This is a genomic window from Kitasatospora sp. NPDC058492 (genome assembly GCF_042720685.1).
GTDB lineage: Bacteria > Actinomycetota > Actinomycetes > Streptomycetales > Streptomycetaceae > Kitasatospora.
In genome coordinates this window covers 1-25,305 of sequence record NZ_JBHXMU010000098.1, presented here as the reverse complement: position 1 = coordinate 25,305, position 25,305 = coordinate 1, and the positions used below count along the sequence as shown (strand labels likewise).

Genomic DNA, 25,305 nt, shown 5'->3' with positions numbered 1-25,305 from the left:
ACCTCGGTCGCGGCCCGGCTTCCGGGTTTCGGGGGCGGTCTGTGGAAGGGCCTACCGCAGGCCCAGCTCCTTGCGGATGACCGCGTACCACTCCTCCGTCATGCTCCGCGCGGTGGCCTCGTCGAAGACGTTCGCGTCGTACTTGAGGAAGACCTTGAACCCCTCGCCGTCCCGGTAGGACTCGGCGGACAGGACGTACTCCCCGGCGTAGGGCAGGTCGTCGAACAGCCGCAGGTCCAACTCGCCGGACGCGGCCGGGGCCGCGTTGGTCAGCAGGTCGGCGCCGTCGAAGTTCTGGAACAGGAAGTTGGTCAGGACCAGCGGTTCGTCGTCCGCGCCCACGGCCCGGGCGATCTCCAGCAGCGGGTAGCCGCCGTGCTCGATTCCGCCGACCACCTTGCGCTGCAGGGACTTCAGCAGCTCGGGGAAGCCGCCGACGGCCGTGCAGCGGATCGGCAGGCAGTTCGCGAACTGGCCGACGACGTCCTGGAACCGCTCCTCGTAGCGGGCGGCCGCCGTCATGCCGAGGACCAGGTCGTCCTGCCCGGTCAGCCGGTGCAGGAACCGCACGTACGTCGCGAACAGCACGGTGGCGACGCTGACCCGGTGCTCGCGCGCCGCGTCGGCCAGGGCGGCGGCCAGCGGCGGCGGCAGCTTGACCGTCGCCACGTCCACCCGGGGCATCCGCTTGGGGTCGTACGGCCGGTCGTAGGGCAGCGCGAGCGCCGGTCGATGACCTGCCAACTCCCGCAGCCAGTAGTCCCGGTGCTGCCGCGCGCGCGGGCCGGCGAGCAGCGCCTCCTCCCAGGCGACGAAGTCGCCGTAGCTCGTGCGACTCAGGCTCCCCCGGCCCTGGTAGGCCTCCTTGAGCGTGCGGATCAGGACCGCCGTGGACGTGCCGTCCAGCAGGATGTGGTGCGCGGTGATCAGCAGCAGGCGCCGCCGCCCGGCGAGGGAGACCAGGTGCGCGCGGACCAGCGGGCCCGTCGCCAGGTCGAACGGGAGGTTCACCAAGTCCCGCAGCCCGGCCAGTTGGGCGGCGCGCTTGGTGGCCGTGAGGTCGACCCGCACGAAGGACGGCGCCCGGCCCGGGTCGATGTCCATGAACGGCGCGCCGTCCCGCTCGCCGAAGACGGCGCTCAGCACCGGGTGGATGCCGCTCTGGGCACGGATCGCCCGCTCCAGGGCGGCTTCGTCCAGGTCGCCGTGGATCTCGAAGAGGAGCGGGAGGTTGTACGCGGTCGACTCCGGCGAGCGCTGCTGGTCGCGGTACATGGTCAGCTGGCCGCACGAGAGGTTCCACCGCTCGCCCGCCGGGCCGGCCTGGGCATCCGCCGTGGCCGTCGCGGCGGCCCCTGCACCCGCGAAGTGGGCGCACAGGCCGTCGACGGTCTCGACGTCGAAAAGCAGGGTGGCCGGGACGTCGTCACCGAACTCCTCGCGCAGGGCGTTGGTGAGCTGGAGGACCAGGATCGAGTCCAGGCCGTAGTGGGTGAGCGGGGCCGCGGTGTCGATCCGCTCGGCCGGGATGCCGAGCACGGCCGCGGCCTTGTCGAGGATGAGCACGGACAGGTCGGAGCGCGACGACGGCGCGGTGGAGGGGGCGGGGGCGGGGGCGGGGCTCACGGCCGCCGGGGCGGGCGCGGGCTCCGGCCGGGGCGTCGGCACCGCAGTCGGCAGCGCAGTCGGCGCCGCAGCAGGCAGCACAGTCGGCACCGCGGCAGGCGCGACAACTGGCGCCGCAGCAGGCACCGGCCGGGTGACGCCCTTCGGCCTGGTCCCGACCGCCTGCCGGGCCACCCCGTCGCTCTCCGCCGCGATGACCTGCTGCCCCAGCGGCAACGCCTGCGGCAGCGGGAACACCACCGTCCCGAAGCCCTCCCCCGCCAGCACGTCCCGCCAGTTCTCCGGCGACAGCGCCGGCGAGCCCGGGATCCGCAGCGAGCGGTCGTCGAACAGCCACCAGCCTTCCAGCAGCCCGAAGGTGACGTGGCTGAACAGGTCGAAGGCCGACAGCTCGTTCAGCAGCAGCCACCCGCCGGCCCGCATCGCGGCCTTGGCGTTGCGCAGGGTGTTGCGGGTGTCCTTGGTCGCGTGCAGCACGTTGGCGGCGATCACCAGGTCGAACCCGCCCTCGCCGACGTCCTGCCCGGCCAGCGGCCGTTCGATGTTGAGCAGTCGGCAGTCCAGGTAGGGCACGCCCGGCCCGTAGGTGGCGCGGGCGTGGTTGAGGAAGGCCTTGGAGAGGTCCGTGTAGACGTACGTCTCGATGCTCTCCTGGTACGGCTTGAGCGCGGCGAACATCCCGGCGCTGGTGCCGCCGGTGCCGGCGCCGATCTCCAGGATCCGCAGCCGCGCGCCCGGTTCGCGGCGCAGCCGCTCCGACACGACGGCGACGGCGGCGCCGGCCATGGCGCGGTTGAACACGTCCGCGACGTGGTTGTTGCGGTAGCAGCCCTCGACCAGCTCCACCGAACCGCGCGGGAACATGACGTCGGTGGGCCTGGTCCGGCCGGTCACGATGTCCGGCAGCGCCCGGAGCATGGCGGAGGCGAGCCGCAGTTCGGCCTTGCGGTCGGCGTCGGCCGACCAGGACTCGCACTGCCGGTCCCACTGCGCGAGCACGGCCTCCGCGAGCACGCCCGCCGTGGACACGGCCTCCGTCGGCCCGGCCGGGACGGTGGCCCGCCGGGCGTGTTCCAGCCAGTCGGCGTACACCGGCAGGATCGCGGTGTGGTCGACGGTCGCCAGCTGGGCCGCCAGGACCTTCGCCAGCCACGGGTCCCGCTCGGTCCGGCGCCACCGCACGACCTCGTCCATCAGGCCGTCCACGCTCTCCGGCGCGAGCAGCAGCTCGCCGCGCACCCGGGAGGGCGTCCGGCCGTGCACGGTGACCTGGGTGGCACGGTCGAAGTTCGCCAGGGTGTTGTGCTGGTTGGTCTTCACGAAGGCCAGCTGCCGCTGGTCCCCGCCGAGCAGGGCGTCCAGGGCGGCGAGCCCCTCGCGCGGCTCGATCGACACCAGGCCGACCCGGCTCAGCCGTTCCCGGTAGAACTCGGAGGTGACGCTCCCGAGGTTGCCCCACCACCCCCAGTTCATGACCCTGACGGGGGTGTCCCAGTGCTGTCCGAGCGCGTGGGCGTAGGCGTCGCTGAAGGTGCAGCCGGCCGCGTAGTTGCCCTGGCCGGCCGCCGTGGTGAAGGACTGCATCGACGACAGCAGCACGGCGAAGTCCAGGTGCTCGCCGTCGAAGACCTCGGCCATCGCCGTCGTGACGTCGACCTTGGCCGCCAGCCCCGCGCGCAGGGTGGCCTCGTCCATCCGGGCGAAGGTGCTGTCCCGCAGGACGAGCGCGGCCTGCACGACCCCGTCGATCCGCGGGTGGCGCTCCTTGACCTGGCCGACGGCCCGGCGCAGCGCGGCCGGGTCCCCGGCGTCGGCGCTGAGGTAGCGGACGGTGCCGCGCCCCTGGACGGAGCGGAGCCGTTCCTCGATGGCCGCGTCGGGTGCGCTGCGGCCGATCCAGGTGACGTGTGCGCCGTACTGCCGCACCACGTGCTGGGTCCAGGCGGTGCCCAGGCCGCCGGCGCCGCCGATCACCACGTAGACGCCGCCCTCGCGGTAGACCGGTCGCGCGGGCGCCTCGCACGGCGCCCAGTGCCGGGCCAGCCACTGGCCGGCCCGTCGGACCCAGGCGTCCTCGGACGAGCGGGCGGGCAGGGCGGTGAGGTCGGCGGGCCAGTCGGGGCCGTCGAGGTCGACACGCCGGACGCTCCACTGCTCGTACTCGCGCCCCAGGGAGCCGAACAGGCCGTGCAGCCCGGCGTGCGCCGGCTGGACGGGGTCGTCGGCGTGGGTGGCGAGCGCGCGGGTGGTGATCAGCGTGATCCCCAGCGGCCGGGCGTCGTACCCGGCTCCGATCAGCGCCTTGATCAGGCGGAACGCGGCGACGACGCCGTCGTTCTGGGCGGCCGTGTACCCGGCGGCGTCGACGGGGTCGAGCTTGGGCTCGGGCGCCGTCCAGACCAGGTGGTCGACCGGTCCGAGGTCGCGCAGTGCGGCGGTCACCTCCTCGACGGAGGCGGACGGCGGCAGCGGCCAGGTCAGCGCGCCGTCGAGCGGTGCCGGTCCGCCGACGACCAGGACCCGGTCGGTACGGGCGGGCACAGGCGCTTCGGTCGCGGTGGTCGAGTCCCAGACGGGCGCGTACAGCGCGGGCTCGCTGCGGACGGTGCGGCGCGAGGTGTAGCCGGTCAGCCGCACGCAGACCGCGCCGTCGGCGTCGACCAGGTCGATGTCGAGCTTGTCGAGCGGCCCGGCCGCGCCGCCGCGCACCACGGCCCACATCGCCGCCTGGCACGGGGCGAACAGGTCGAGCCGGTCCAGGGCGAACGGCACGGCGGTGTCCCGCATGCCGGTGAGGTGGGGTGCGACGGCCGCCTGGATCGCCGAGTCCAGCATCGCGGGCGCCAGCGGTCCGGGCTCCGCCGAGTCGGGCAGGGCGAGTTCGGCGAGGACGAGACCGGAGCCGACGTGCGCCTGCCGGATCGCCCGCAGGCTCGGGCCGTGGTCGATGCCCATCGCCACCAGGGCCTCGTGGATCCGCTCACCGGACACGCTCTCCCGGCAGTCCGCGCGCAGCGCGGCGAGGTCGACCGGTGCCGGGCGCGGGGCGTCGGACGGCGCGATGGCGCCCTCGCAGCACACGGTGGCGCCGGTGCCGATCTCGAACCGGTGCCCGCCCTGCTCGCTCGCGCGCACCTCGACCCGGACGTCGACCGGGGTGTCCGCGACCTCCAGCGGCTGCACCCACGTGACGTTGCGCATCCGCACCCGGGTGGCGCCCAGCGCCTTGCGGGCGAGTTCGAGGTAGGCGACCGCGGGCAGGAGGTGGCGGCCCTGCACCACGTGGTCGCGCAGCAGGCCGTCCGTGCGGGTCAGCGTGACGTTGTTGCCGTCACCGCTGATGCCACTGTCACTGCTGCCGCCGGTCGGGGCCCAGTGGCGGTCCCGGGCGAACGGGTAGGTCGGCAGCGGGATGCGTCGGCCCTCGGCCGGAGCCCGGTCGTCGTCGGGCAGCCGCGCCGGGGCGGTGCCGTCCAGCACCTGGATCAGCTCGTCGCGGTCGCGGACCACGCAGGCGAAGCGGTGGGCGAAGCGCTGCCGGCCGACGGCCAGGGTGTAGGCGAGGTCGCCGAGGTCGATCGACGCGTGGGCGCGGACGTGGAGCGCCAATCGGCGCCGCTGTTCGAGGAGTTGCTCCTCCGTCCGCGCCGAGAGGACCACCACGTGGTCCGTCCGCGGCGCGGCGGCGGTGCGTGCGGCGGTGTTCGCGACGGCCGGGGCCTCCTCGATCACCAGGTGCGCATTGGTGCCGCTGGCGCCGAAGGAGCTCACCACCCCGCAGCGCGGCACCCCGGCGGGGCTCTCCCAGTCGTGGGTGCGGGTGCTCAGGTAGAACGGGCTCCCCGCCAGCGGGATCGCCTCGTTGGCGGTCTCGAAGTGCAGCGAGGCGGGGATCTTCCGGTGCTTGATCGCCAGCAGCACCTTCAGCACGCCCGCGATGCCCGCCGCGAACTGGGTGTGGCCGATGTTGGTCTTCAGCGAGCCGACCGCGCAGTACTCCGTCCGGTCGGTGCGGGCGCGGAACGCCCGGTTCAGCGCCTGGAACTCGATCGGGTCGCCGAGCTTGGTGCCGGTGCCGTGCGCCTCGACGAGTCCGATCCGCTCCACGTCGACGCCGAACCGCTCGTACACCTCGCCGAGCAGGCTCTCCTGCGACACCGAACTCGGCGCGGTGATCCCGTTGGTGGCGCCGTCCTGGTTGACGCCGCTGGCCTTGATCACGCCGTGGATGTGGTCGCCGTCGGCCAGCGCGTCCGCGAGCCGCTTGAGCACCACGACTCCGACGCCCTCGCCGGGCACGAAGCCGTCGGCGCGGTGGTCGAAGGTGTGGCAGCGGCCGGTCGGCGACAGCATCCCGGCGCGGCCCGCGAGCCGGTACAGCCGCGGCGTGGACTGGAGGAACACCCCGCCCGCCAGCGCCATCGAGGTCTCACCGGACCACAGGTCCTTGCACGCCAGGTCGATCGCCACCAGCGAGCTGGAGCACGACGTGTCGACGGCGATCGCCTGGCCCTTGAGGTCGAGGAAGTACGACACCCGGCTCGGGATGACCGAGGTCATGTTGCCCCACAGGGTCTGCGCCGGCGCCTCCGGATCCAGCAGCCCCTGGTAGTCGCCGGCCCACGCCCCGACGTAGACGCCGCAGCGCGCCCGGCCCATCCGGCCCGCGTAGCCGGCGTCCTCCAGGGCCTTCCAGGACTCTTCGAGCAGCAGCCGCTGCTGCGGGTCCATCACCGCGGCCTCGGTGCCGGAGATGTTGAAGAACATCGCGTCGAACTCGTCGATGCGGTCGAGGAAGCCGCCCCGGGTGCAGGCGCTCAGGCCGTCGAGGTCGAACCGGGTCGCCTCGGTGACCAGGTCGTCGCCGTCGGCCAGGTGCGTCCAGAGTTCGTCCAGCGAGTCGGCGCCGGCGAAGCGGCCGCTCATGCCGATCACCGCGATCGGCCCGCGCTCCACGCTCACGGTGGCGCTGTGCGGCTGCCCGACCGCCACGGGCCGTGCGGGCTGCACGACCGGTGGCGGGGCGCTCTCCCGTGCGTCCGCCGGCTCCGTCGCGCCCTCCGTGTGGACGATGACGCCCCGGTACTCGGCGAGCAGGTGCTCGGCCAGCCGGTCGGCCGTGCTGAAGTCGAAGACCACGCTGGTCGGCAGGTCCAGCGTCAGCGCGCCGTTGAGCTGGTCCACCACGCGGATCGCCAGGATCGAGTCCAGGCCGTAGTCGGCGAACGCCAGCCCGCCCTCGACCTCCTCGACCTCCATCGCCAGCGCGCGGGCGATCTTCTCCCGCACCACTGCGGGCACGATCTCGTCCAATCCCCTGTGTACGACCGCGGGTTGGACGATCGGCGCCGCGACCGGCGCGAGCAGCGGAGCGGGCGCAGGTGCGGCCACGGGTGCAGGTGCGGCCACGGGTGCCGGTTCCTGCCGGGTCAGGTCGCCGATCCAGAACCGCTCCTTGGCGAACGGGTACGTCGGCAGCGACACCACCCGGCGCGGCGCGCCCTGGTGCAGGCGCTCCCAGTCCACCTCGGCGCCGGCCGCCCACAGCGCCGCGAGCTTGGACAGCTTGCCGGACGCGATCCACTGCCGGACCAGCAGTTCCTGGAGGTCGTCGTCACCGGTGATCTCGGCGAGCAGTCCGCCGGATTCCCCGGCGGTGCCCCGGTGCCCCCGGCCGGCCCGCAGGGCGGCCCTCAGCTCCGCCGTCGACGAGACCGCGACCGCGTACCGCTCGGCCATCGCCTCCCGCCCGACCTGGAGCGTGAAGGCCAGGTCGGCGAGGGCGGTGTCCGGGTTGCGGTCGAGGAACCCGGCCAGCCGGTCGACGGACGCGGTGAGCTGGTCGGGAGTCCTCGCGGAGAGGACGACGACGTGTGGGGATTGTTCGACGTGTCGGGCTTGTTCGGCGCCGTTGATCGCGCCGTCGGTGGGCTGCACGGAATACTCCTCGACGATCACGTGCGCGTTCGAGCCACCGGCACCGAAGGAGGACACCGCCGCGATCCGCGGGCCGTCGCAGTGCCACGGGCTCAGTTCGCGCTGGACCCGGAACGGGGTCCGTTCGAAGCTGATGTTCGGGTTGAGCTGTTCGGCGTGCAGGCTCGGTACGAGCTGCCGGTGCTTGAGCTGGAGCAGGACCTTTGTCAGACCGGCCACCCCGGCCGCGGCCTCCAGATGGCCGATGCCGGACTTCACCGAGCCGATCGCGCAGAACTGCCGCTCCACGGTGTCCTGTTCGAAGGCCTTGGTCAGGCCCGTGATCTCGATCGGGTCGCCCAGTTCGGTGCCGGTGCCGTGCGCCTCGACGTAGCCGACCTGCCGGGCGGAGACCCCGGCCTGGTCCAGCGCCCGCCGGACGACATCGGCCTGGGCGACCGGGCTCGGCACGGTGTAACCGGTGGAACGGCCCCCGTGGTTGACGCTGGAGCCCCGGATCACCGCGAGCACGCGGTCTCCGTCGGCCACCGCGCGGGACAGCGGCTTGAGCAGCACGCACCCGACGCCCTCACCGGGCACGAACCCGTGGCCGCCGGTGCCGAAGCTGCGGCAGTGCTGGTCGGGCGAGAGCATCCCGGAGCGGCACAGCTCGACGTAGTCCAGCGGGTGCGCGTAGAGGTTCACGCCGCCGGCGATCGCCACCTCGCAGGCGCCGCGCCGGAGTTGCTCGCAGGCCTCGTGGATCGCGGTCAGCGACGCCGAGCACATGGTGTCGATCGTCAGGCTCGGCCCGCGCAGGTCGAGCAGGTAGGAGGCGCGGGCGCTCAGCGAGGCGAACGACAGGCCGGGCACCACGAGTTCGCCCGAGGGCAGCCGGCCCACCTCGTGCCGGGCGTGGCCGACCTTGGTGACGCCCGCGAACACCCCGACACCGTGGCCGTGGCGCTCGGCGAGGCGCGCCCTCGTGTACCCGGCGTCCTCCAGCACCTCCCACGCCGCCTGCACGAACAGCCGCTCCTGCGGGTCCATGGCGTAGGCGTCGCGCGGGGCGATGCCGAAGAACCGGGGATCGAACGCGGCGAAGTCGTCCAGGAAGCCGCCCCACTTGCTGTAGCTGCGGCCGGTGGCCACCGCCGTGTTGCGGTCCGGCTCGAAGAAGCCGTCCAGCGGCCAGCGGTCCACCTCGCGGACGCAGTCGCGGCCCGCCGTGAGGTTCTCCCAGAACTCGTCCAGGTCGGCGGCGCCCGGGTAGCGGCCGCTCAGCCCGATCACCGCGATCGGGTCGTCGGCGCCGGGCGCCGGCTGGTCGGGGACGGCGGTCGGCTGCGTGATGGTGGCCCGCTGTTCGGCTGCCGCCGCCGGCTGGTCGCCCGTCACCGGCCGGTCGGCCGTGACCGCCTGCTGGTGCGCCGGTTCCCTCCGGAGGCCGGCGAGTTGACCGGCCACGGCCCGCAGGGTCGGGTGCTCGTAGAAGATCGTCGACGAGACCTCGGGGTACGTCCTCACCAGCTCCCGGTTGAGCTGGATGACCATCACCGAGTCCAGGCCGATGTCGACCAGCGGGCGGTCGGGGTCGACCGCGCCCGGGGCGAGCCCGCTGACCTCGGCGAACAGGGCGAGGAGGTGGCCGAGGACGTTCGGATCGGCGCTACGAACGGGAGCCGTCGGAACGGGAGTTGTCGACGCAGGAGTTGTCGACGCAGGAGTTGTCGACGCAGGAGTTGTCGGCGCGGCGGCCGGGGCCGGCGTTCCGGTCGGCACCCGCGCCGGGTCGCCGTGGTGCACCCACACCTGGTCCGCCCCCGCGTTCCAGGCGTCGACCAGCGCCGTGAGCCCGGCTTCCGTGGGCATCGGCGCCAGCCCCCGGTCCTCCCACAGATAGGCCCGGGTCCGCTCGCCGACCTGCATGCCGCCGTCCTCCCACAGCGGCCAGGCGATGGACAGGGTGCGCCCGCGGCGCAGCCCCTCGGCGACCCGCACGTTGCGCACGGCGGCGAACTCGTCGAGGAAGGCGTTGGCGGTCGCGTAGTCGGACTGCCCCGGGTTGCCGGTGATCGCGGCGCCCGAGGAGAAGGTCAGCACGAACTCCAGCGGGCAGTGCCCGGTGGCCCGGTCGAGGTGCACGAGAGCGTCCACCTTGGTCGCGAGGACCTCGTCCCACTGCTCGGCGGTCTTGTCCGCGAGCAGCGAGTCCCGCACCACGCCGGCGGCGTGCACGATGCCGGTGACGGCGCCCGCCTCGGCGATCAGGTGCCGCACCTCCTCCCAGCGGGAGACGTCGGCGCGCACGTACCGCGCGTCCGCACCGGCCTGCCGCAACTCGGCGAGCAGGCGCTCGATCCGGCCGTCCTGCGGCGAGCGGCCGGCCAGCACGACGGTCGGCCGCCGGACGTCGGCGGCGATGCGCCGGGCCGTCGAGGCGCCGATCCCGCCGGCCCCGCCGGTGATCAGGTAGACGCCGCCGTCCCGCCAGGGCTTGCCGGAGGCCGTTCCCGCACCCGTTCCCGCACCCGTTCCCGGGAGTTCGGCCGGCGCCCAGCTGCGCGTGTGCCGGACGCCGTCGCGGTAGAGCACCAGGTCATCGGCGGCGCGGGCGTTCTCCGCGACGACGGCGGCCAGGTCGGTGCCTTGGACGCCTTGGACACCTTCGATGCCTTCGGCGCCTTCGATGCCGATGACCTGGCCGACGATCCGCGGGTTCTCCTTGGTGACGGTCCGCAGCAGGCCCGCGAGGGCGAGGTCCGCCGTGACGACCTGGACGAGCGTGGTGCCGTCCCGGGCGTCGAGGCCGCGGACGGTCTCCAGCAGCTGCCACGACAGGTCGCGGAACCGGCTCCCCGGCCGCTGCTCGGCCGTGTCGAGGCGGATCGCCTCGGGCACCTCCCCGTCGACCCCGCACAGCACGACGACGTGCCGGTCGTACCGGGCGGTCGCGGCGGCGGGCGTCGGCGTCCAGCAGGCGGTCAGCAGGGTCGTGCCGCTCTCCTGCCGGGTGCCGGGGGCCCAGAAGCGGTCCCGGGCGAACGGATATCCGGGCAGGTGCGCACGCCGGGGCGTGCCGTCGCCGAGCAGCGAACGCCAGTCGACGGCGCCCCCGCCGACCCACCGCCCGATCGGCTCCGGCTCGGCTCCGCGCTCGCCGGTGGCGACGAACGCCCTGAGCGCGTCGACGAGTTCGGCACGGGACGAGACGACCCAGCCGACCCGTTCCGCCATCTCCTCGCGGCCGACCTGGAGGCTCCACGCGAGGGACCGCAGCGAGACCTGCTCCGACTCCGAGGACTCCAGGTGGGCGAGCAGGCCCCGGGCCCGGTCGGTCAGCTGCCGGGCGGTGCGGGCCGACAGCGGCACCGCGACCGGCCCGCCGTCGCCCTCCCCGCCCCGGTCGCCGCGCACGTACTCCTCGACGACCACATGGGCGTTGACGCCGCCGAACCCGAAGCTGCTCACCCCGGCACGCCTCGGCGCGGGGCCGCCGTCACCACTGCGGGGGCGCGGCCAGGCCTCGTTGTCCCGCACGATGTGGAACGGGCCGCCGGCCAGCTCGATGTACGGGTTGACCTCCTGGAGGTGCTGGGTCGCGGGCAGCACGCCGTGCTTGAGCGCGAGCAGCACCTTCAGCAGCCCGGCGATGCCCGCGGCCGACTCCAGGTGGCCGATGTTGGTCTTGACCGAGCCGAGGCCGCACGCCCCGTCGTCGCTGCGGCCCAGCCGGCGGAAGGCGGTGCGCAGCGCGCGGACCTCCACCGGATCGCCGAGGGCCGTGCCGGTGCCGTGGGTCTCGATGTAGCCGATGGTGTCCGGGTCGAGGTCGCCGACGGCGGCCGTCACCAGCTCGGCCTGGGCGTCGGCGTTCGGCGCGGTCAGCGAGTTGGCCCGGCCGCCGTGGTTGTACGCGCTGCCCCGGAGCACCCCGAGGATCGCGTCACCGTCGCGCTCCGCCGCCGCCAGCGACTTGAGCACCACCACCCCGACGCCCTCGCCGCGGACGTAGCCGTTCGCGCCCGCGTCGAAGGTCTTGCAGAGGCCGTCCGGGCTGAGCATGCCCGCGCGGTGCGCGCTGACGAAGGTGTCCGTGCTGAGCAGCACGTTGACCCCGCCCGCGACGGCCAGGTCGCAGGTGCCGGAGCGGATCGCCTCGATCGCGCGGTGCACCGCCACCAGCGAGCTGGAGCAGGCCGTGTCGATCGGTTCGCTCGGGCCGCGCACGTCGAGCAGGTACGAGATGCGGTTGGCCAGGATCGAGTGCGTGGTGCCGGTCGAGGTGAAGGCGTCCGGTCGCACGCCGAGCGTGGCGAGCAGCGTCGCGTAGTCGTTGCCGGTGACGCCGATGAACACGCCCGTATTGGTCGGCAGGTCGGCGGGCCGGTACGCGCTGTCCTCCAGCGCCTGCCAGACCGTCTCCAGGACGAGGCGGTGCTGCGGGTCCATCAGTTCGGCCTCGCGCGGCAGGATGCGGAAGAAGCCGGCGTCGAAGGCGTCGACGTCGTCCAGGGCTCCGATCCGTTGGGGGAAGTCCTGGGCCTCGATGGCCTTGCGCTGCTGCTCGTCGTAGCGGTGCAGCGGGAACGCGGTGACGGAGTCCTTGCCCGCCAGCAGGTTCGCCCAGTACTCGTCCAGGTCGCGGGCGCCCGGGAAGCGCCCGGCCGCGCCGATGACGGCGACCGGCCGGCGCGGGTCGGGCCCGGTGCGAACCGGCTCCGGCTGGGGCTGCGGCTGAGGTTGGGGCTGGGGTTGGGGTTCGGCCTTGATCTTGACCTCCGCCTCAGCCTCGGCCTTGATCTTGGCCTCGGCCTTCACCGTGGCACCGTGCTCGTCGACCAGGTGGGCGCCCAGCGCCTCCAGGGTGCTGACGTCGAAGAACACCGCCGGGCTGACCACGACCCCGAACCGTTCGTGGATCTCCTTCGCGAAGGTCACCAGCGAGATGGAGTCGAAGCCGAACGCGTCCAGTCCGGTGCCGGGGTCGAGTTCCTCCGGCTCGAACTTGAGGATCTCGGCGGCGATGGCGCGCAGGACGTCCACGACACCCGACACCGCCGACACCACTGGTACAGCCTGCTCAGCCGGTACGGCCGGCTCCCGCTCTCGGACCGAACGGGCCTGCGGCGCCGGACGATCGCCCGGCGCCACTCCTCCGGTACCGCGCCGCACCCCGGCCAGCTCCCCGACGACCTCGCCCGCGCCCCCGAGCAGCAGGATCCGGTCGTCGCCGAGGACCACGTGCGTGACCGGCGAACCGGCCCGCACCCGGATCTCCGCGACCTGGTTGAGCGCGACCAGGGTCCAGTCCGGCGCCCCGACGCGCTTGGCCTCCCACTGCACGCCCTGGGCGATCGCCGCGAGCACGAACGGCTCGACGGTGACGTTGCGCCGGACGTGGTCCTGCTGGAACGCGGGACTGCCGATGGTCAGCACCGTCCGGCCGTCCGGCGCGCGGAACACGCCCTCGACCGCGCACGAGGCCGGCTTGTAGTCCAGCCCGCCCTCGGCCAGTTCGGCCAGGAACTGCTCCCGGCTGAGGACCTCCCGCAGCCCCGCCGGCTCGACCCGGCCGGAGGGCGCCGTGGCCGCCCCCCGCACGGTGAACTCGACCGCCGCCGTCCCGTCCCCGGTCCGGACGGTGCCGTGGCCGTCGGCGAACTCCGTGACGAGCCGCGTGGTCGTGGACCAGTCGATCGGCCGCAGGACGCGCAGGTCGTGGACCGACGCCTCGGCGGCGAACCCGCTGACCTTCGCGGCGGCCAGCGCGAGGTCCACCACGAAGGTGGGCACGATGGTCGGCGTCTTGGCCAGGCGGTAGCCGTAGTCGAGCAGGTCGGCGAGGTGGACGTCCAGGGCGTAGCGCAGGCCCCGGACGTCGGATTCGTTGCGCCCCAGGAAGGGGTGCAGCCGCTCGCGCAGCGCCAGCGGGGCCAGCACGGACGGCGCGCCGTCGGTCTGCTCGATCCAGCAGCGCACCTTCTCGAACGGGTAGGCGGGCAGCGAAACCCGGCGTGCCGTCGGCAGTTGGTCCCAGTCGACGGTCTTGCCGCCGACCCAGGTGGTGGCGAGGTCGTGCGCGGGCAGCTCCCGCCGCCCGGCCAGGTAGCCGTCGACGGCCGCCAGTGCGGACCGCTGGTCCCCCGCCACGAACGCCCAGCGGTGCGGCAGTTCGTTCTTGCCGACCCGCAGGGTGTACGCGATGTCGGGGAGGTCGGCCTCCCGCGCCCCGGCGAGGTGGTCGCGGAAGACGGCCAGGTAGCGCCCGAGCGCGGCCTCGTTCATCGCCGAGAACACGAACAGCTGCTCGCCGAAGGGCTCTTGGCGTACCGGCCGTTCGGGATACTCCTCAAGGATGATGTGCGAGTTCATGCCGCCGGCGCCGATCGAGGTGATGCCGGCCCGCCGGGGGTGGGTGACCTGGCGGCCGTCCACCTCGGTGACCATCGGCTGCCAGTCGGCGAGCGTCTGCTGCACCTGGAAGGGGGTGTCGGCGAAGTCGATGTCCGGGTTGAGCTCCGTGCTGTGCAGGGACGGCGCCAGCTTGCCGTGCCGCAGTTGGAGCAGCACCTTGGCCAGGCCGATCATGCCGGCCGCCGCGAGCAGGTGCCCCATGTTGGCCTTGACGGAGCCGAGGGCGCAGAACTGGCGGTCCTCGGTGTACTTGCGGAACGCCGACGTCAGGGCGCGGACCTCGATCGGGTCGCCCAGCGCGGTGCCCGAGCCGTGTCCCTCGACGTAGCCGATCGTCCTCGGGTCGACGCCGGCGTCCTCGATCGCCTTCTGGATCGCGTGCGCCTGCATGCCCGGGTTCGGCACGGTGAAGCCGTTGCGCGTCCCGGCGTTGGACAGGGCGGTGCCCTTGATCACGGCGTACACGTGGTCGCCGTCGCGCTCGGCGTCGACCAGCGGCTTCAGTACGACCGCGCCGACGCCCTCGCCGAGGATGGTGCCGTCCACGCCGTGGCCGAAGCTGCGGATCACGTCGGAGGTGCCGGTGGTGAAGTGCTCCTCCGAGGAGGTGATCAGGTTGTACGGGTGCAGCATCAGGTTGACGCCGCCCGCGACGACCATCCGGCACTCGCCGGCCCGCAGCATCTGCACGGCCTGGTGCACGCACGTCGACGAGGCCGAGCACATGGTGTCCAGGAAGATCGACGGACCGGTCAGGCCGTAGAAGTAGGACAGCATGTTGGGCAGCGTCCCGGTGTAACTGCCGCTCTGCGGCGCGCCCCTGGTCAGGCTGTTCTGGAAGCCGTACAGGTTGTAGTGGTTGCTCATGGTCCCCACGAGCACGCCGACGTCGCCCTGGTAGCGGCGCTGGATGGTCTGCCGCGAGTAGCCGGCGTCCTCCAGCGCCTCCACGCCCGACTGGAGGAACAGCCGCACCTCCGGGGACATCTGCTCGGCCTCGCGCTTGGAGATGCGGAAGTAGCGGGGGTCGAACTTGTCGAGGTCGCGCAGGAACGTCCCGGTCCGGATCACGCTCTTGCCGTGGACGGACCGGTCGCTGTCGTAGATGGCCTCGTGGCCCCAGCGGTCGGCGGGGACCTCCTCGAAGGTGTGCCGGCCGTTCTCCAGCAGCTCCCACAGCTCGTCCATCGTGTCGGCGCCGGGGTAGCGGCCGGACACTCCGATGATCGCGATGTCGTGCCGGTCGTCGCGCGCGGGTTCGCGGACCTCGGTGACGGCGGACGCGGCCGGGGCCTCGGGCTGGACCGCCGGGGCTTCGGGCTGTACGACCGGCTCTTCCAAGGCTTCCGGGGTTTCGGCCTTCCCCGACTCCCCCAGCACCGCCTCCAGTTGCGCCCGCCGGGTCTCCACGAAGTGCGCGGCCACCTCGGCGATGTTCAGGTACTCGAAGAAGATCGTCTTGGACAGCGGCCCGAACACCTTCTCCAGCTGGGCGGTCACCCCGAGGATGCTCAGCGAGTCGATGCCGTACTCGATGAGGTTGGTGGTCGACTCGATGTGCTCCGGGGTGTGTCGCAGGACCTCGGCGACGACCCCCCTGAGCAGTTCCTCGGTGCGCCGCAGCAGGTCGCCCTCGCCCGCGCCGCCTGACGGCGCAGCGGTGGCGGACGAGGCGGTGGCGGACGAGGCGGTGGCCGGGGCCGCGGGGGCCGGTGCCGCCCGGCGTTGCGCGGCCAGGGTGGCCTTGGAGCCGTAGGCGACGACGAGGTGCGCGGGGGCGTCGGCGAGCAGGGCCCGGCCGAAGGCGCGCAGCCCGTCCTCGGTGGGCAGGTCCTCCCAGCCGCGCTCGCGGCGCAGGGAGTCTCGGGTGACCTCGTCCAGCGTCATGCCGCCGTCGGCCCACAGCGGCCAGCTGATCGCGACGGTCCGGCCGCTACGCTCGCCCGCGTCGACCAGCGTCCGGCGGTGCCGGGCGAAGGCGTCCAGGAAGGCGTTGGCCGCCGAGTAGTCGGACTGCCCCGGGCTGCCGTAGACGCCGGCGACCGAGGAGAAGAGCGCGAAGAAGTCCAGGTCGAGGTGGCGGGTGGCGGCGTCGAGGTTGAGCGTGCCGCGGACCTTCGGCGCCGTCACCAGGCGGACGTCGGCGAGGTCCTTGCGCAGCAGGTACTGGTCGCGCAGCAGGCCGGCCGCGTGCACGACGCCGTCGAGCGACCCGTGCTCGCGCACGATCGTGTCGACCGCGGCGCGCACGCCTGCGGCGTCGGCGACGTCGACCGGCAGGTAGTGCGCGTCGACCCCGTCCGCGCGCAGGGCGTCCACCGAGCCCGCCGGGGAGCGTCCGCTCAGGACGACCGTCGCCCCCGCGCGGCCCAGGTAGCGGGCGAGGTGCCGGCCGATGCCGCCCAGGCCGCCGGTGACCCAGTAGACGCCGCCGGCCCGCAGCGCGGGCACCTGCGGTCCGGCGTCGAGCCGCGTCTCGACGGGTTCCAGGACCTGCCGGGTGCCGTCGGCGGTGTAGCGGACCTCGGTGTCGGCGGAGTCGTCGGCGCACTCCTCCCGCACGATCCGCGCGAGCTGCTCGGTGGAGGCCGCGTCCAGGCCGGCGACCCGGACGACCCGGCCGGAGACGAGCGGGTTCTCCAGGGCGGCGGTGCGGAACAGGCCCGCCAGCGGTGCGTGGAAGTGGGCCGGCACCCGGGCGTCGACCAGGGCCACGAAGCGGTGCCCGGTCCGAGGAGAGGACGCGAGCACCTGCTGGACCTCGGCGAACGCCTGCTCGGTCGCGGCGTCGACGCCGTCGGCCGGGCTCGCCCGGGTGATCTCCGGCAGGGTCAGGGGGTGCGCGGTGCGGGTGGCGCCGCCGTCCGCGTCCAGCGGCCGGTCGGTCCACCGGGTGGTCGCCGTGACGACGCGCGGGCCGGCGTCGGTGGTGCGCTGGGCGAGCCCCCGCAGGCTGGCGCTGATCACGCCGTCGCCGTCGCACAGGTCGATGTCGAAGGTGGTGAGCGCCCCGGAGCCGGCGCTGCGGCGCACCCAGGCCCAGGTCTCGGCCGGGCAGGGCCGGTACACCTGGAGCTCGTCGAGGGTGAAGGGCAGGGTCGGGCCGGCGGCGGCGCCCGTCAGGACCACGGAGGTCTGGAAGGCGGCGTCCAGGACGCTCGGCGGCAGCACACAGCCGTCGGCGCCGGTGGTCCGGATGCGGGCGATCGCCTCGTCGCGGCCCAGCCGGAGCCCGCGCAGCGCGCGCATGGCCGGGCCGTACTCCAGGCCCTGGGCGCGGAAGGCGGCGTAGGCCTCGTCGGTGCTACGGGTGGTGCGGCAGGCGGCGCGCAGGGCGTCCAGGTCCAGCGGTGACGGGTCCGGCAGGGTGACCAGTTCGGCAGAGCCCGTGCTGTGGACCGTCTCGCCCTGCCGGAACTCGAACGCGATCGCGTCCCCGCGCGGCGTCAGCGCGAGGTCGACGTCGACGGGTTCGCCGACGACGATCGGCCGCAGCCACGCGAGGTCGCGCAGCCGGACGGCCCCCTCCCGGGCCGCCGCGCGCTCCACCGCGGCCCGCGCCATCTCCAGGTACGCGACCGCGGGCAGCACCCTCCGGCCGCGAACCAGGTGCGAGGCCAGGAAGGGCTCGGCCCCGGTGAACGTGGAGGTGTAGCGCTGCTGCGCCAGGTCGGAGGTGTTGCGGTGGACGAGCGGGTGCAGCAGCGCGGCGCCCGGCGCCTCGGCGGGCGGTGTGACGTACCAGTGCCGGTCCCGGGCGAACGGGTAGGTCGGCAGCCGCACGCGACGCGCCCCGGGATGCCCGGGCCAGTCGGCGCCGCCCCCGTTCGCCCAGTCCTGCGCCGCCGTGACCAGTTCGGTCCCTGCTCCGGCGGGGTTGCGCACCTCGCCGTCCGCGACGGACTCCAGCGCGGCCGCGAGCTGCTCCCGGTCCGAGACCAGGAACACGGTCCTGACCCGCATCGCTTCGCGGCCGACCTGGAGCGTGTGCGCGATGTCGGCCAGCGCCTGGCGCGGCCGCAGCGCGGTCTCCGGCGCCAGCAGGTGGTCCCGCAGGCCGGCGGCCAGCACCCGCAGCCGCTCCAGGTTCTTCGCCGACAGCGGGACGGCGTACGGGCCCGCAGGCTCGGTGGCGCGCTCCGCCGGCCCGCCGACGTGCTCCTCCAGCAGCACGTGGGCGTTGGTCCCGCCGAACCCGAACGAACTGACGCCGGCCCGGCGCGGCGCCCCGTCGCCGCCCGGCCACGGCCGGGTGTCGCCGACGATGTAGAACGGGCTGCCGTCCAGGTCGATCAGCTGGTTCCTGGTCCGGAAGTTGACCGTCGCCGGGAGGGTCCCGGCGGCCATCGCGCCGATCACCTTGACCACGCCGGCCACGCCCGCGGCCGATTCCAGGTGGCCGATGTTGGTCTTGATGGAGCCGATGCCGGTGCTGTCCGGCCGCGGTGACGTCCCGTGGGCGTCGTGCAGGCTCTGGAAGGCGCGCTTGAGGCCGACGATCTCGATCGGGTCGCCGACCGGCGTGCCGGGCCCGTGGGCCTCGATGTAGCTCACCGTCTCGGGCGTCACACCGGCGCGGGTGTAGACGTCCTCGATCAGCGCGGCCTGCGCGACCGGGTTGGTGACGGTCAGCGAGTTGGTCTTGCCGCCGTGGTTGGTGCCGACGCCCTTGATCACCGCGTGCACGGGGTCGCCGTCCGCCAGCGCCCTGGCCAGCGGCTTGAGCAGCAGGACGGCGCCGCCCTCGCCCCGGACGAAGCCGTCCGCGTCCTGGTCGAAGGCGTGCGAGCGGCCGGTGGGCGAGAGCATGCTCGCCTTGCTGAACGCCACGAACAGCTTCGGCGACCAGCACAGGTTCACGCCGCCGGCCAGCGCCAGGTCGCAGTCGCCGTTGTGCAGGGCGGCGACGGCCTCGTAGAGCGAGACCAGGGAGCTGGAGCAGGCGGTGTCGTTGGCGATGCTGGGGCCGTGGAAGTCGAAGTAGTAGGACAGCCGGTTGGCGACGATCGAGTAGGCCGTGCCGGTCGGGAAGTAGGCGTCGGTCGGCACGTCGTCGCGTTCGATCAGCTCGGCGTAGTCGCCGTGGCACAGGCCCATGAAGACGCCGGTGCGGCTGCCCGCGAGTTCGCCGGCCCGGTAGCCCGCGTCCTCGATGGCCTTCCAGGCCAGTTCCAGCGCGAACCGCTGCTGCGGGTCCATCGTCTCCGCCTCGCGCGGGGAGATGTTGAAGAAGGCGGCGTCGAAGCGGTCGGCGTCCTCGACGAACCCGGCCCAGACGCTGTACGTCTTCTCCTCGCCGCTGCGCGGATCGCCGAAGTAGCGTTCCTTGGACCAGCGTTCGGCGGGCACCTCGGTGATCAGCGAGCGTCCGGCCGCGAGGTGGTCGAACAGCTCGACCAGGGTGTCGGAGCCGGGGAACCGCAGGGCCAGGCCGATGATCGCGATGTCGTCGGTGCTCATCGGCTCTCCCCCACTCGCTGCACGGCACGGCGGTTGTCCACGGTCGTCCGCAGGTTCAGCGCGGCGCCCGACGCTCCGGTCGGCGCCGTACCGCCGCCCCGCACGAACTGCTGGTGGAGCACGGCGGTCGTCAGCAGGTAGAGGAAGGTCTGGTCCTCCTTGGTGCTGACCTCCTCCACCGGCGAGGTCATGATCTTGTCGACCAGGCGCCGGGCGAACTTCGCGTCCAGGCAGCCGATCCCGGCCAACTCGCGGTCGGACAGCAGCAGTTCCAGGTAGTCCGGGCGACTGTCCTTGAAGGCGGCGCTGCCCGGCGCGCGGTAGGGCTGCTTGGGGCGGCTGGTGGTCCACTCCGGGAGCTCGGCGCGGAACGCCTTCTTCAGGATGGCCTTCTCGACCTGGCCGTCGTCGTAGCGCAGGTTCACCGACGCGGCCGCGCGCACCACCGCGGGGTCCAGGAACGGGCAGCGGTTCTCCACGCTGTGCGCCAGCGCGGCCCGCTCCCCCTGCGTGGACAGCAGGAATCCGGGCAGCAGCGTCTTGTACTCCAGCCACTGCGCCTTGTGCATCGCGGGCATGTCCGGGTAGCCGGGTGTCCCGGCGACGAGGTCGAGCAGGTCGGCGAACGGGTCCATCCGGTCGGCGAGCAGCCGGGCCGCGAACCTCCCGTTCTGGTACCGCATCTCGTGGGAGAACAGGCCCGGCAGCCGTTCCACCGAGAACTGCTGGTACAGGCCGAGCAGATGGGCCTGGTGGGCGGAGCCGAAGTGCTCCAGCTCCGGGTGCAGGCCGGCCAGCCGGGTGCGGCGCTCGCCGTCGGTCAGCTCGTTCCACCGCGCGCGCAGCAGGGTCTCGCGGAACAGCGAGTAGCCGAGGAAGGCCTCGTCGGCGCCCTCGCCGCTGAGGATGGTCTTGATCCCGGCGTCGCGGACGTGCCGGGACAGCAGGAACATCGGCACGAACGAGGTGCGGAAGGTCGGAACCTCCGCGTGGTACACGGCGGTCGGGAAGTGCTCGGTGATGTCCTCGCTGGTGATCGGGACGGCGGTGTGCAGGGTGCCCAGGTGCTCGGCGACCAGGCGCTGGCTGTCGGACTCGTCGAAGGACTTGTCCTGGAACGCCACCGAGAAGGTGCGGACCTCGTACGGGGAGAGCTGGGTGGCCAGCCTCGTCACGATCGAGGAGTCCAGGCCGCCGCTGAGGTAGACGCCGACCTCGACGTCGGAGCGCAGCCGCAGCTCCACGCTGGTGCGCAGGGTCTGCCGGAGCATGTCGATCGCCTCGGCCTCGGTGCCGTCGAAGCCGGGCACGTCGAAGTCGAGGTCCTCGTAGGGGCGCAGCGAGCGGCGGCCCGCGCTGATGGTCAGCACGGAGCCCATCGGCAGCTGGCGCACGCCCCGGAACGGCGTGCGGTCGGGCAGCGGCGTCCACGCGGCGTAGGTGGTGGCCAGCTCCCTCGGGTCGAACTCGAAGCGGAAGCCGGGGAAGGCGCGGAACGCCTTCATCTCGGACGCGAACAGGAAGTCCCCGCCCGCGTCGGCGTAGAACAGCGGGCGCTTGCCGTAGCGGTCGCGGGCCAGCACCAGGTCACCGGTCGCCGCGTCCCTGATGGCGACCGCGAAGGCGCCGTTGAACCGGGTGAAGCAGTCCGACCCCCACTGGATCCAGGCCTGGAGCACGACCTCGGTGTCGGAGTGGTCGGTGCGGAACGGGCGGCCGAGGCGCTCCAGTTCCGCGCGGAGTTCGATGTGGTTGTAGATCTCGCCGTTGAAGCAGATCCAGTAGCGCCCGGAGGGGTCCGACATGGGTTGCGAGCCACCGGCGAGGTCGACGATGGCCAGCCGCACCGCCCCCATGGCCATGCCGTCGTCGAGGTAGTAGCCCGCCTCGTCCGGCCCGCGGTGGTGGATGTTCGACAGCATCGAGGTGATGACCTCGGCGGTGGCACCGGGGTGCAGCGAGGTCGAGAGGAAACCAGCCAGCCCGCACATGATCCGTCCTTCTACTTCGCGGAGGTCTTCTTGGTGACGAATTCGTCGATCGCGGTGAGCGAGACGAAGACGTTCACGAGGATGTCCTCCGGGGAGATCTCGACGGAGAACTCGGACTCCAGGAACTTCATCATCCTGACGTAGCCGAACGAGTCGATGACCCCCGCCTTGAACAGGTCGGTGTCCGGGGTGATCACGTCGTCGAACTCGAAGAGGAAACGGTCTTCCAGGTACAGCCTGATCGTGTCCGTCGTGGTTGCCATGTGTCACACTCCAGCCCTGATTTTGAACACCATGTGGGTGAGGGCCAGGCCCCCGATTTCGGTGAATTCCGGCTCGGCGTCGCCGTCGAGCAGCCCGCGGACGCTGTCGGTCCAGCGCACCGGGGCGACCAGCTGCTCCGTGAGCATGTGCGTCACCTGTCCCGGCTCGTACGGCCGGCCCGTGACGTTGGAGATGACGGGGGTGTCGGGATCGGCGAACTCGAACTCCGTCAGGAACTCGGCGAACCGCACCCTGGCCGGCTCCATGTACCGGGAGTGGAAGGGCGCGCTCACCTTGAGCCGTACGAAGCGGATCTCCCGCTTCTCCAGGCAGGCGTGCGCCGCGTCCAGGACCGGCGGGGTGCCCGCGATGACCACCTGTGAGCCGGTGTTGAGGCCCGCGATGTCGACGCCGTCCGCGCCGTCCTCCGCGAGGATCTCCAGCAGTCGCTCGGGCGGTGTGTTCATGACGGCGGTCATGCCGCCCCCGGAGGCCGCCGCCATCAGCTCGCCGCGCTTGGCGACCAGCCGCAGCCCCGTCTCGAAGGTGAAGACGCCGGCCGCGAGCAGCGCGTTGTACTCGCCCAGGCTGTGCCCGAGGTAGACGTCCGCCGCCCGGTCCCCGCGGTGGACCCGCTCGAAGGTCCGCAGCGCGTTGACGACGAACAGCGCCGGCTGGGTGTACTCCGTGCGGCCCAGCAGGCCGTCCGGGTCCTCCGTGCACAAGGAGACCAGGTCGTACCCCAGCACGTCCGAGGCGTACTGGACCAGCCCTGGGTACCGTTCGAAGACCTCTGCCCCCATTCCCTTTTCCTGACTTCCCTGACCAGCGAAGATGACTGCCAGCACGACACTCCTTCAACCCACGACGACCTGCCGACCTGCACTGACCTGCCGACCCGTACTGACCTGCTGACCTGCACCGACCTGCGCCGGACGCGCCCCGACCGCGACCGCGACCGCGGATCTGAGCACGTCCAGGAACGCCCTGCCGCGGCTGCTCATGGCCAGGTCGGGCATCATGGCCGCGCCCAGGGTCGCGGGCGGCAGGTCTCCGACCAGTTCGACCTCGCGAACCCTTCCCCCGTCCAACGTCGTTGCGGTCCGGGCCTGTTGATACATCAAGGCGAACCCGGCGCCGGCGGCCACCAGGCCGCGCAGCGTCTCGATGCTCGTCGTCGTCACCACCCGCGGCATGCGGACGCCCGCGCGGGAGAACATCCGCTCGGCGTGGCGGAGCACGCTCGGGGCGTTCAGGGCGACCAGCGGTCGACCGGCCAACTCGTCCAGGGAGAGCGGCCCGACCAGGCCCAACGGGTCGTCATCCGCCAGCAGGGCGTGCACCGGCAGGTCGACCAGCGGGTGGAACCTGGACTCCCCCGCCAGGAAGTCGTACGTCACCGCCAGTTCGCACCGGCCGTCCCGGAGGAACTCCAACAGCCGGTCGGCGGACGCCTCGTGGAAGTTCAGCTTCAGCGCCCCGTGCCGCTCCCCGGCCAAACGGTGGACCAGCGGCAGCAGGAACGGGGCGATCGGGAAGAAGAACCCGACGTCGAGCTGGCCGGCGGTGTCGCCCGCCAGGGCGTCGCCCTGCGCCTTGAGGCTCCTGGCCTGCCCCAGCAGCGCGCGCGCCTCCCGCAGCAGGTGGCGACCGCTCGGCGTCAGGGAGACCCCACGGGCGTGGTGACGGAGCAGCAGCTGAACACCGAGCTGGCGTTCCAGCCGCATGATGGCCGACGAGACCGTCGACTGCGAGGCGCACAGCTTCTCCGCCGCCTCCGAGATGTTGCCGATCTCGGCGGAGACGACGAAGTAGCGCAATTGAGTGAGACTGAATCCCAAGCGATCGGTCATAGCGCGCGGAATCCTTTTCCCGGAATCTGGCCATGCGGATTTTCGGGGTCGGCGGTGCGACCGCCGGAGAAATTCTGAATTCGGTGACGAACCACGGGCGGTCAGCCCGCGGCGGATCCGTGAAAGGCGCGCCGGGGCGCGGTGACCGACCTCGGCACACAGGGTGACGACGGCCTGTGGCGACCACGGCGGGCCGCCCGTGCGGAGCCGGTCACGCCGACGCGTTCCGCTTCGGGCCGTTCGAAGTGTTCGAGCAGTACGGCGAGTTCATACCCGCCGCAGCGTCAACTCGACTTTCTCGGCGCGCCGCCGGGCGATGCGGGCCCGGCAAGCTGCCGGTCCGATCTGCTTGACGCCGACGCGCGCAAATGGCTGGACACCAAGCTATTCCGGTCCAGTACTATCTGCCGGAGGTAGCCCGATCCCGGAATCGTTCCAGGGAACGGGATGACGGGGACATGTGCGATGACCATGGTGACACTTTCCTCAGCTCCGGTCACAGACGAGAAGCTATCGGGCGGGATGTCGCGGTCCAGGCTCATATGACATGAGCAGATCAACTACACAGAGCGCAAAAAAGCGGACAAGTCTCCGATGAGCGTGCCCAGGTCGCCCAGCTGGAAGCGGGCCACGTGTCATACGGTAACTGAAAGGTTACCGGTTAACAAGTTGGAGCATGTGCACGAATGGATGAAACGCAGGCGGTATGGCAGCTGTGGGTACAGAGCCGTCCTGACCTCGACCTTTCGTCGATGGAGATCATCGGCGGCCTCCGACACGCCCACGCGATGCTGGAGTTCCTCCTTGAACCGGTGTTCGAATCGGCAGCCGTCAGCTCATCGGAGTTCGACGTGCTCTACCACCTCCGCCACTCGACCGAGCCGACGATCGCACGCCGCCTCGCCGCCTCGATGGGGCGGTCGCCGGCCGCGCTGAGCAAGGCGCTGGCCAAGCTGGAACGACGCGCCCTCGTGGTCCGGACGGTCAACCCCGCGGACCGGCGCGCGGCACTGGTCTTCATCACCGACGCGGGCGCGGCCGCCGTCGACGACGTCATGCCCAAGCGCCTGGCCATCGAGCAGCAGGTCCTCGGGGCACTCAGCGACAAACAGAGCGCGCAGGTCCGGATCGCCCTGCGATGTCTCGCCGAAGCCGTCGAGGCCCAGGCCCTGCGCGGTCGGCCCACCGACCCGGAGGCCCCCGTCACCACCCCGGCCTGGACTCCGCCGCGTTCACCGTCACGCGAGTCCCCGTCCCGCCCCCCGCGGGCGCCCCGGCGGCAGCTCGCCAACGCCAAGCATCCCCGGAGCGGCTACCCGACGGAGCTTTGAGCGGCGCAGCGCCGGCGACCCAACTCAGCCGACAACACTTGAACTTCGGGCCCCGCCCCACACCGCCGGTCAGCCGGCCCGGCGCGCCAGCCGCTGGGCTCCGGCGATCCAGCGGCCGCGGCGCATGACGGCGACCAGGTCGTAGCCCTCGGAGTCGAGCACGACCAGGTCGGCCTGCTTGCCGGCCTCCAGCGAGCCGATCGAGTCGCCGAGGCCCAGCAGGCGGGCCGGGGTGGCGGACAACGACTCGACGGTCTGGTTCAGCGTCAGGCCGTTGACGGTGAGCGAACGCTTGAAGGCGACGTCCAGGGTGAGCGTGGAACCCGCGATGGAGCTGCCGTCCGGGAGCATCGCGACGCCGTCCTTGACCTCGACCTGGAGCGGGCCGAGCGGGTAGAGGCCGTCGCCCATGCCGGCCGCGCCCATGGCGTCGGTGATCAGGGCGAC

The 25,305-nt window shown here is 72.6% G+C and carries 7 protein-coding genes; 1 reads left to right on the top strand and 6 read right to left on the bottom strand.

What is annotated here, in order from left to right:
* Positions 1 to 51: 51 nt before the first annotated feature.
* From ACFWPI_RS37400 to ACFWPI_RS37380, 5 genes are read right to left on the bottom strand one after another with little or no spacing between them, the layout of a single operon-like run.
* On the bottom strand, positions 52 to 19,419 hold the full coding sequence (locus ACFWPI_RS37400) for an SDR family NAD(P)-dependent oxidoreductase (protein ID WP_380379076.1): 19,368 nt from the start codon (positions 19,417 to 19,419) through the stop codon (positions 52 to 54).
* Complete coding sequence (asnB, locus tag ACFWPI_RS37395; protein WP_380379074.1) at positions 19,416 to 21,410, bottom strand: asparagine synthase (glutamine-hydrolyzing); 1,995 nt, start codon at positions 21,408 to 21,410, stop codon at positions 19,416 to 19,418. Before asnB ends, ACFWPI_RS37400 begins: the two co-directional genes overlap by 4 nt.
* 11 nt (positions 21,411 to 21,421) lie before the next feature.
* A complete protein-coding gene (locus ACFWPI_RS37390; RefSeq protein WP_063345952.1) occupies positions 21,422 to 21,673 on the bottom strand; it encodes a phosphopantetheine-binding protein in 252 nt (83 codons plus the stop codon).
* A gap of 3 nt (positions 21,674 to 21,676) precedes the next feature.
* On the bottom strand, positions 21,677 to 22,522 hold the full coding sequence (gene fabD / locus ACFWPI_RS37385; protein WP_380379072.1) for an ACP S-malonyltransferase: 846 nt from the start codon (positions 22,520 to 22,522) through the stop codon (positions 21,677 to 21,679).
* Positions 22,523 to 22,531: 9 nt separating this feature from the next.
* Positions 22,532 to 23,527, bottom strand: coding sequence for a LysR family transcriptional regulator (locus tag ACFWPI_RS37380; protein ID WP_380379070.1), 996 nt, complete (start codon positions 23,525 to 23,527; stop codon positions 22,532 to 22,534).
* 752 nt (positions 23,528 to 24,279) lie between these two features.
* Here ACFWPI_RS37380 and ACFWPI_RS37375 point away from each other — a divergent pair.
* On the top strand, positions 24,280 to 24,858 hold the full coding sequence (locus ACFWPI_RS37375) for a MarR family winged helix-turn-helix transcriptional regulator (RefSeq protein WP_380379068.1): 579 nt from the start codon (positions 24,280 to 24,282) through the stop codon (positions 24,856 to 24,858).
* 69 nt (positions 24,859 to 24,927) lie between these two features.
* On the opposite strand, the gene ACFWPI_RS37370 is transcribed toward ACFWPI_RS37375, so the two are convergent.
* Positions 24,928 to 25,305: amidohydrolase family protein (locus ACFWPI_RS37370; protein ID WP_380379066.1), on the bottom strand; the 378-nt coding region annotated here is incomplete at its 5' end.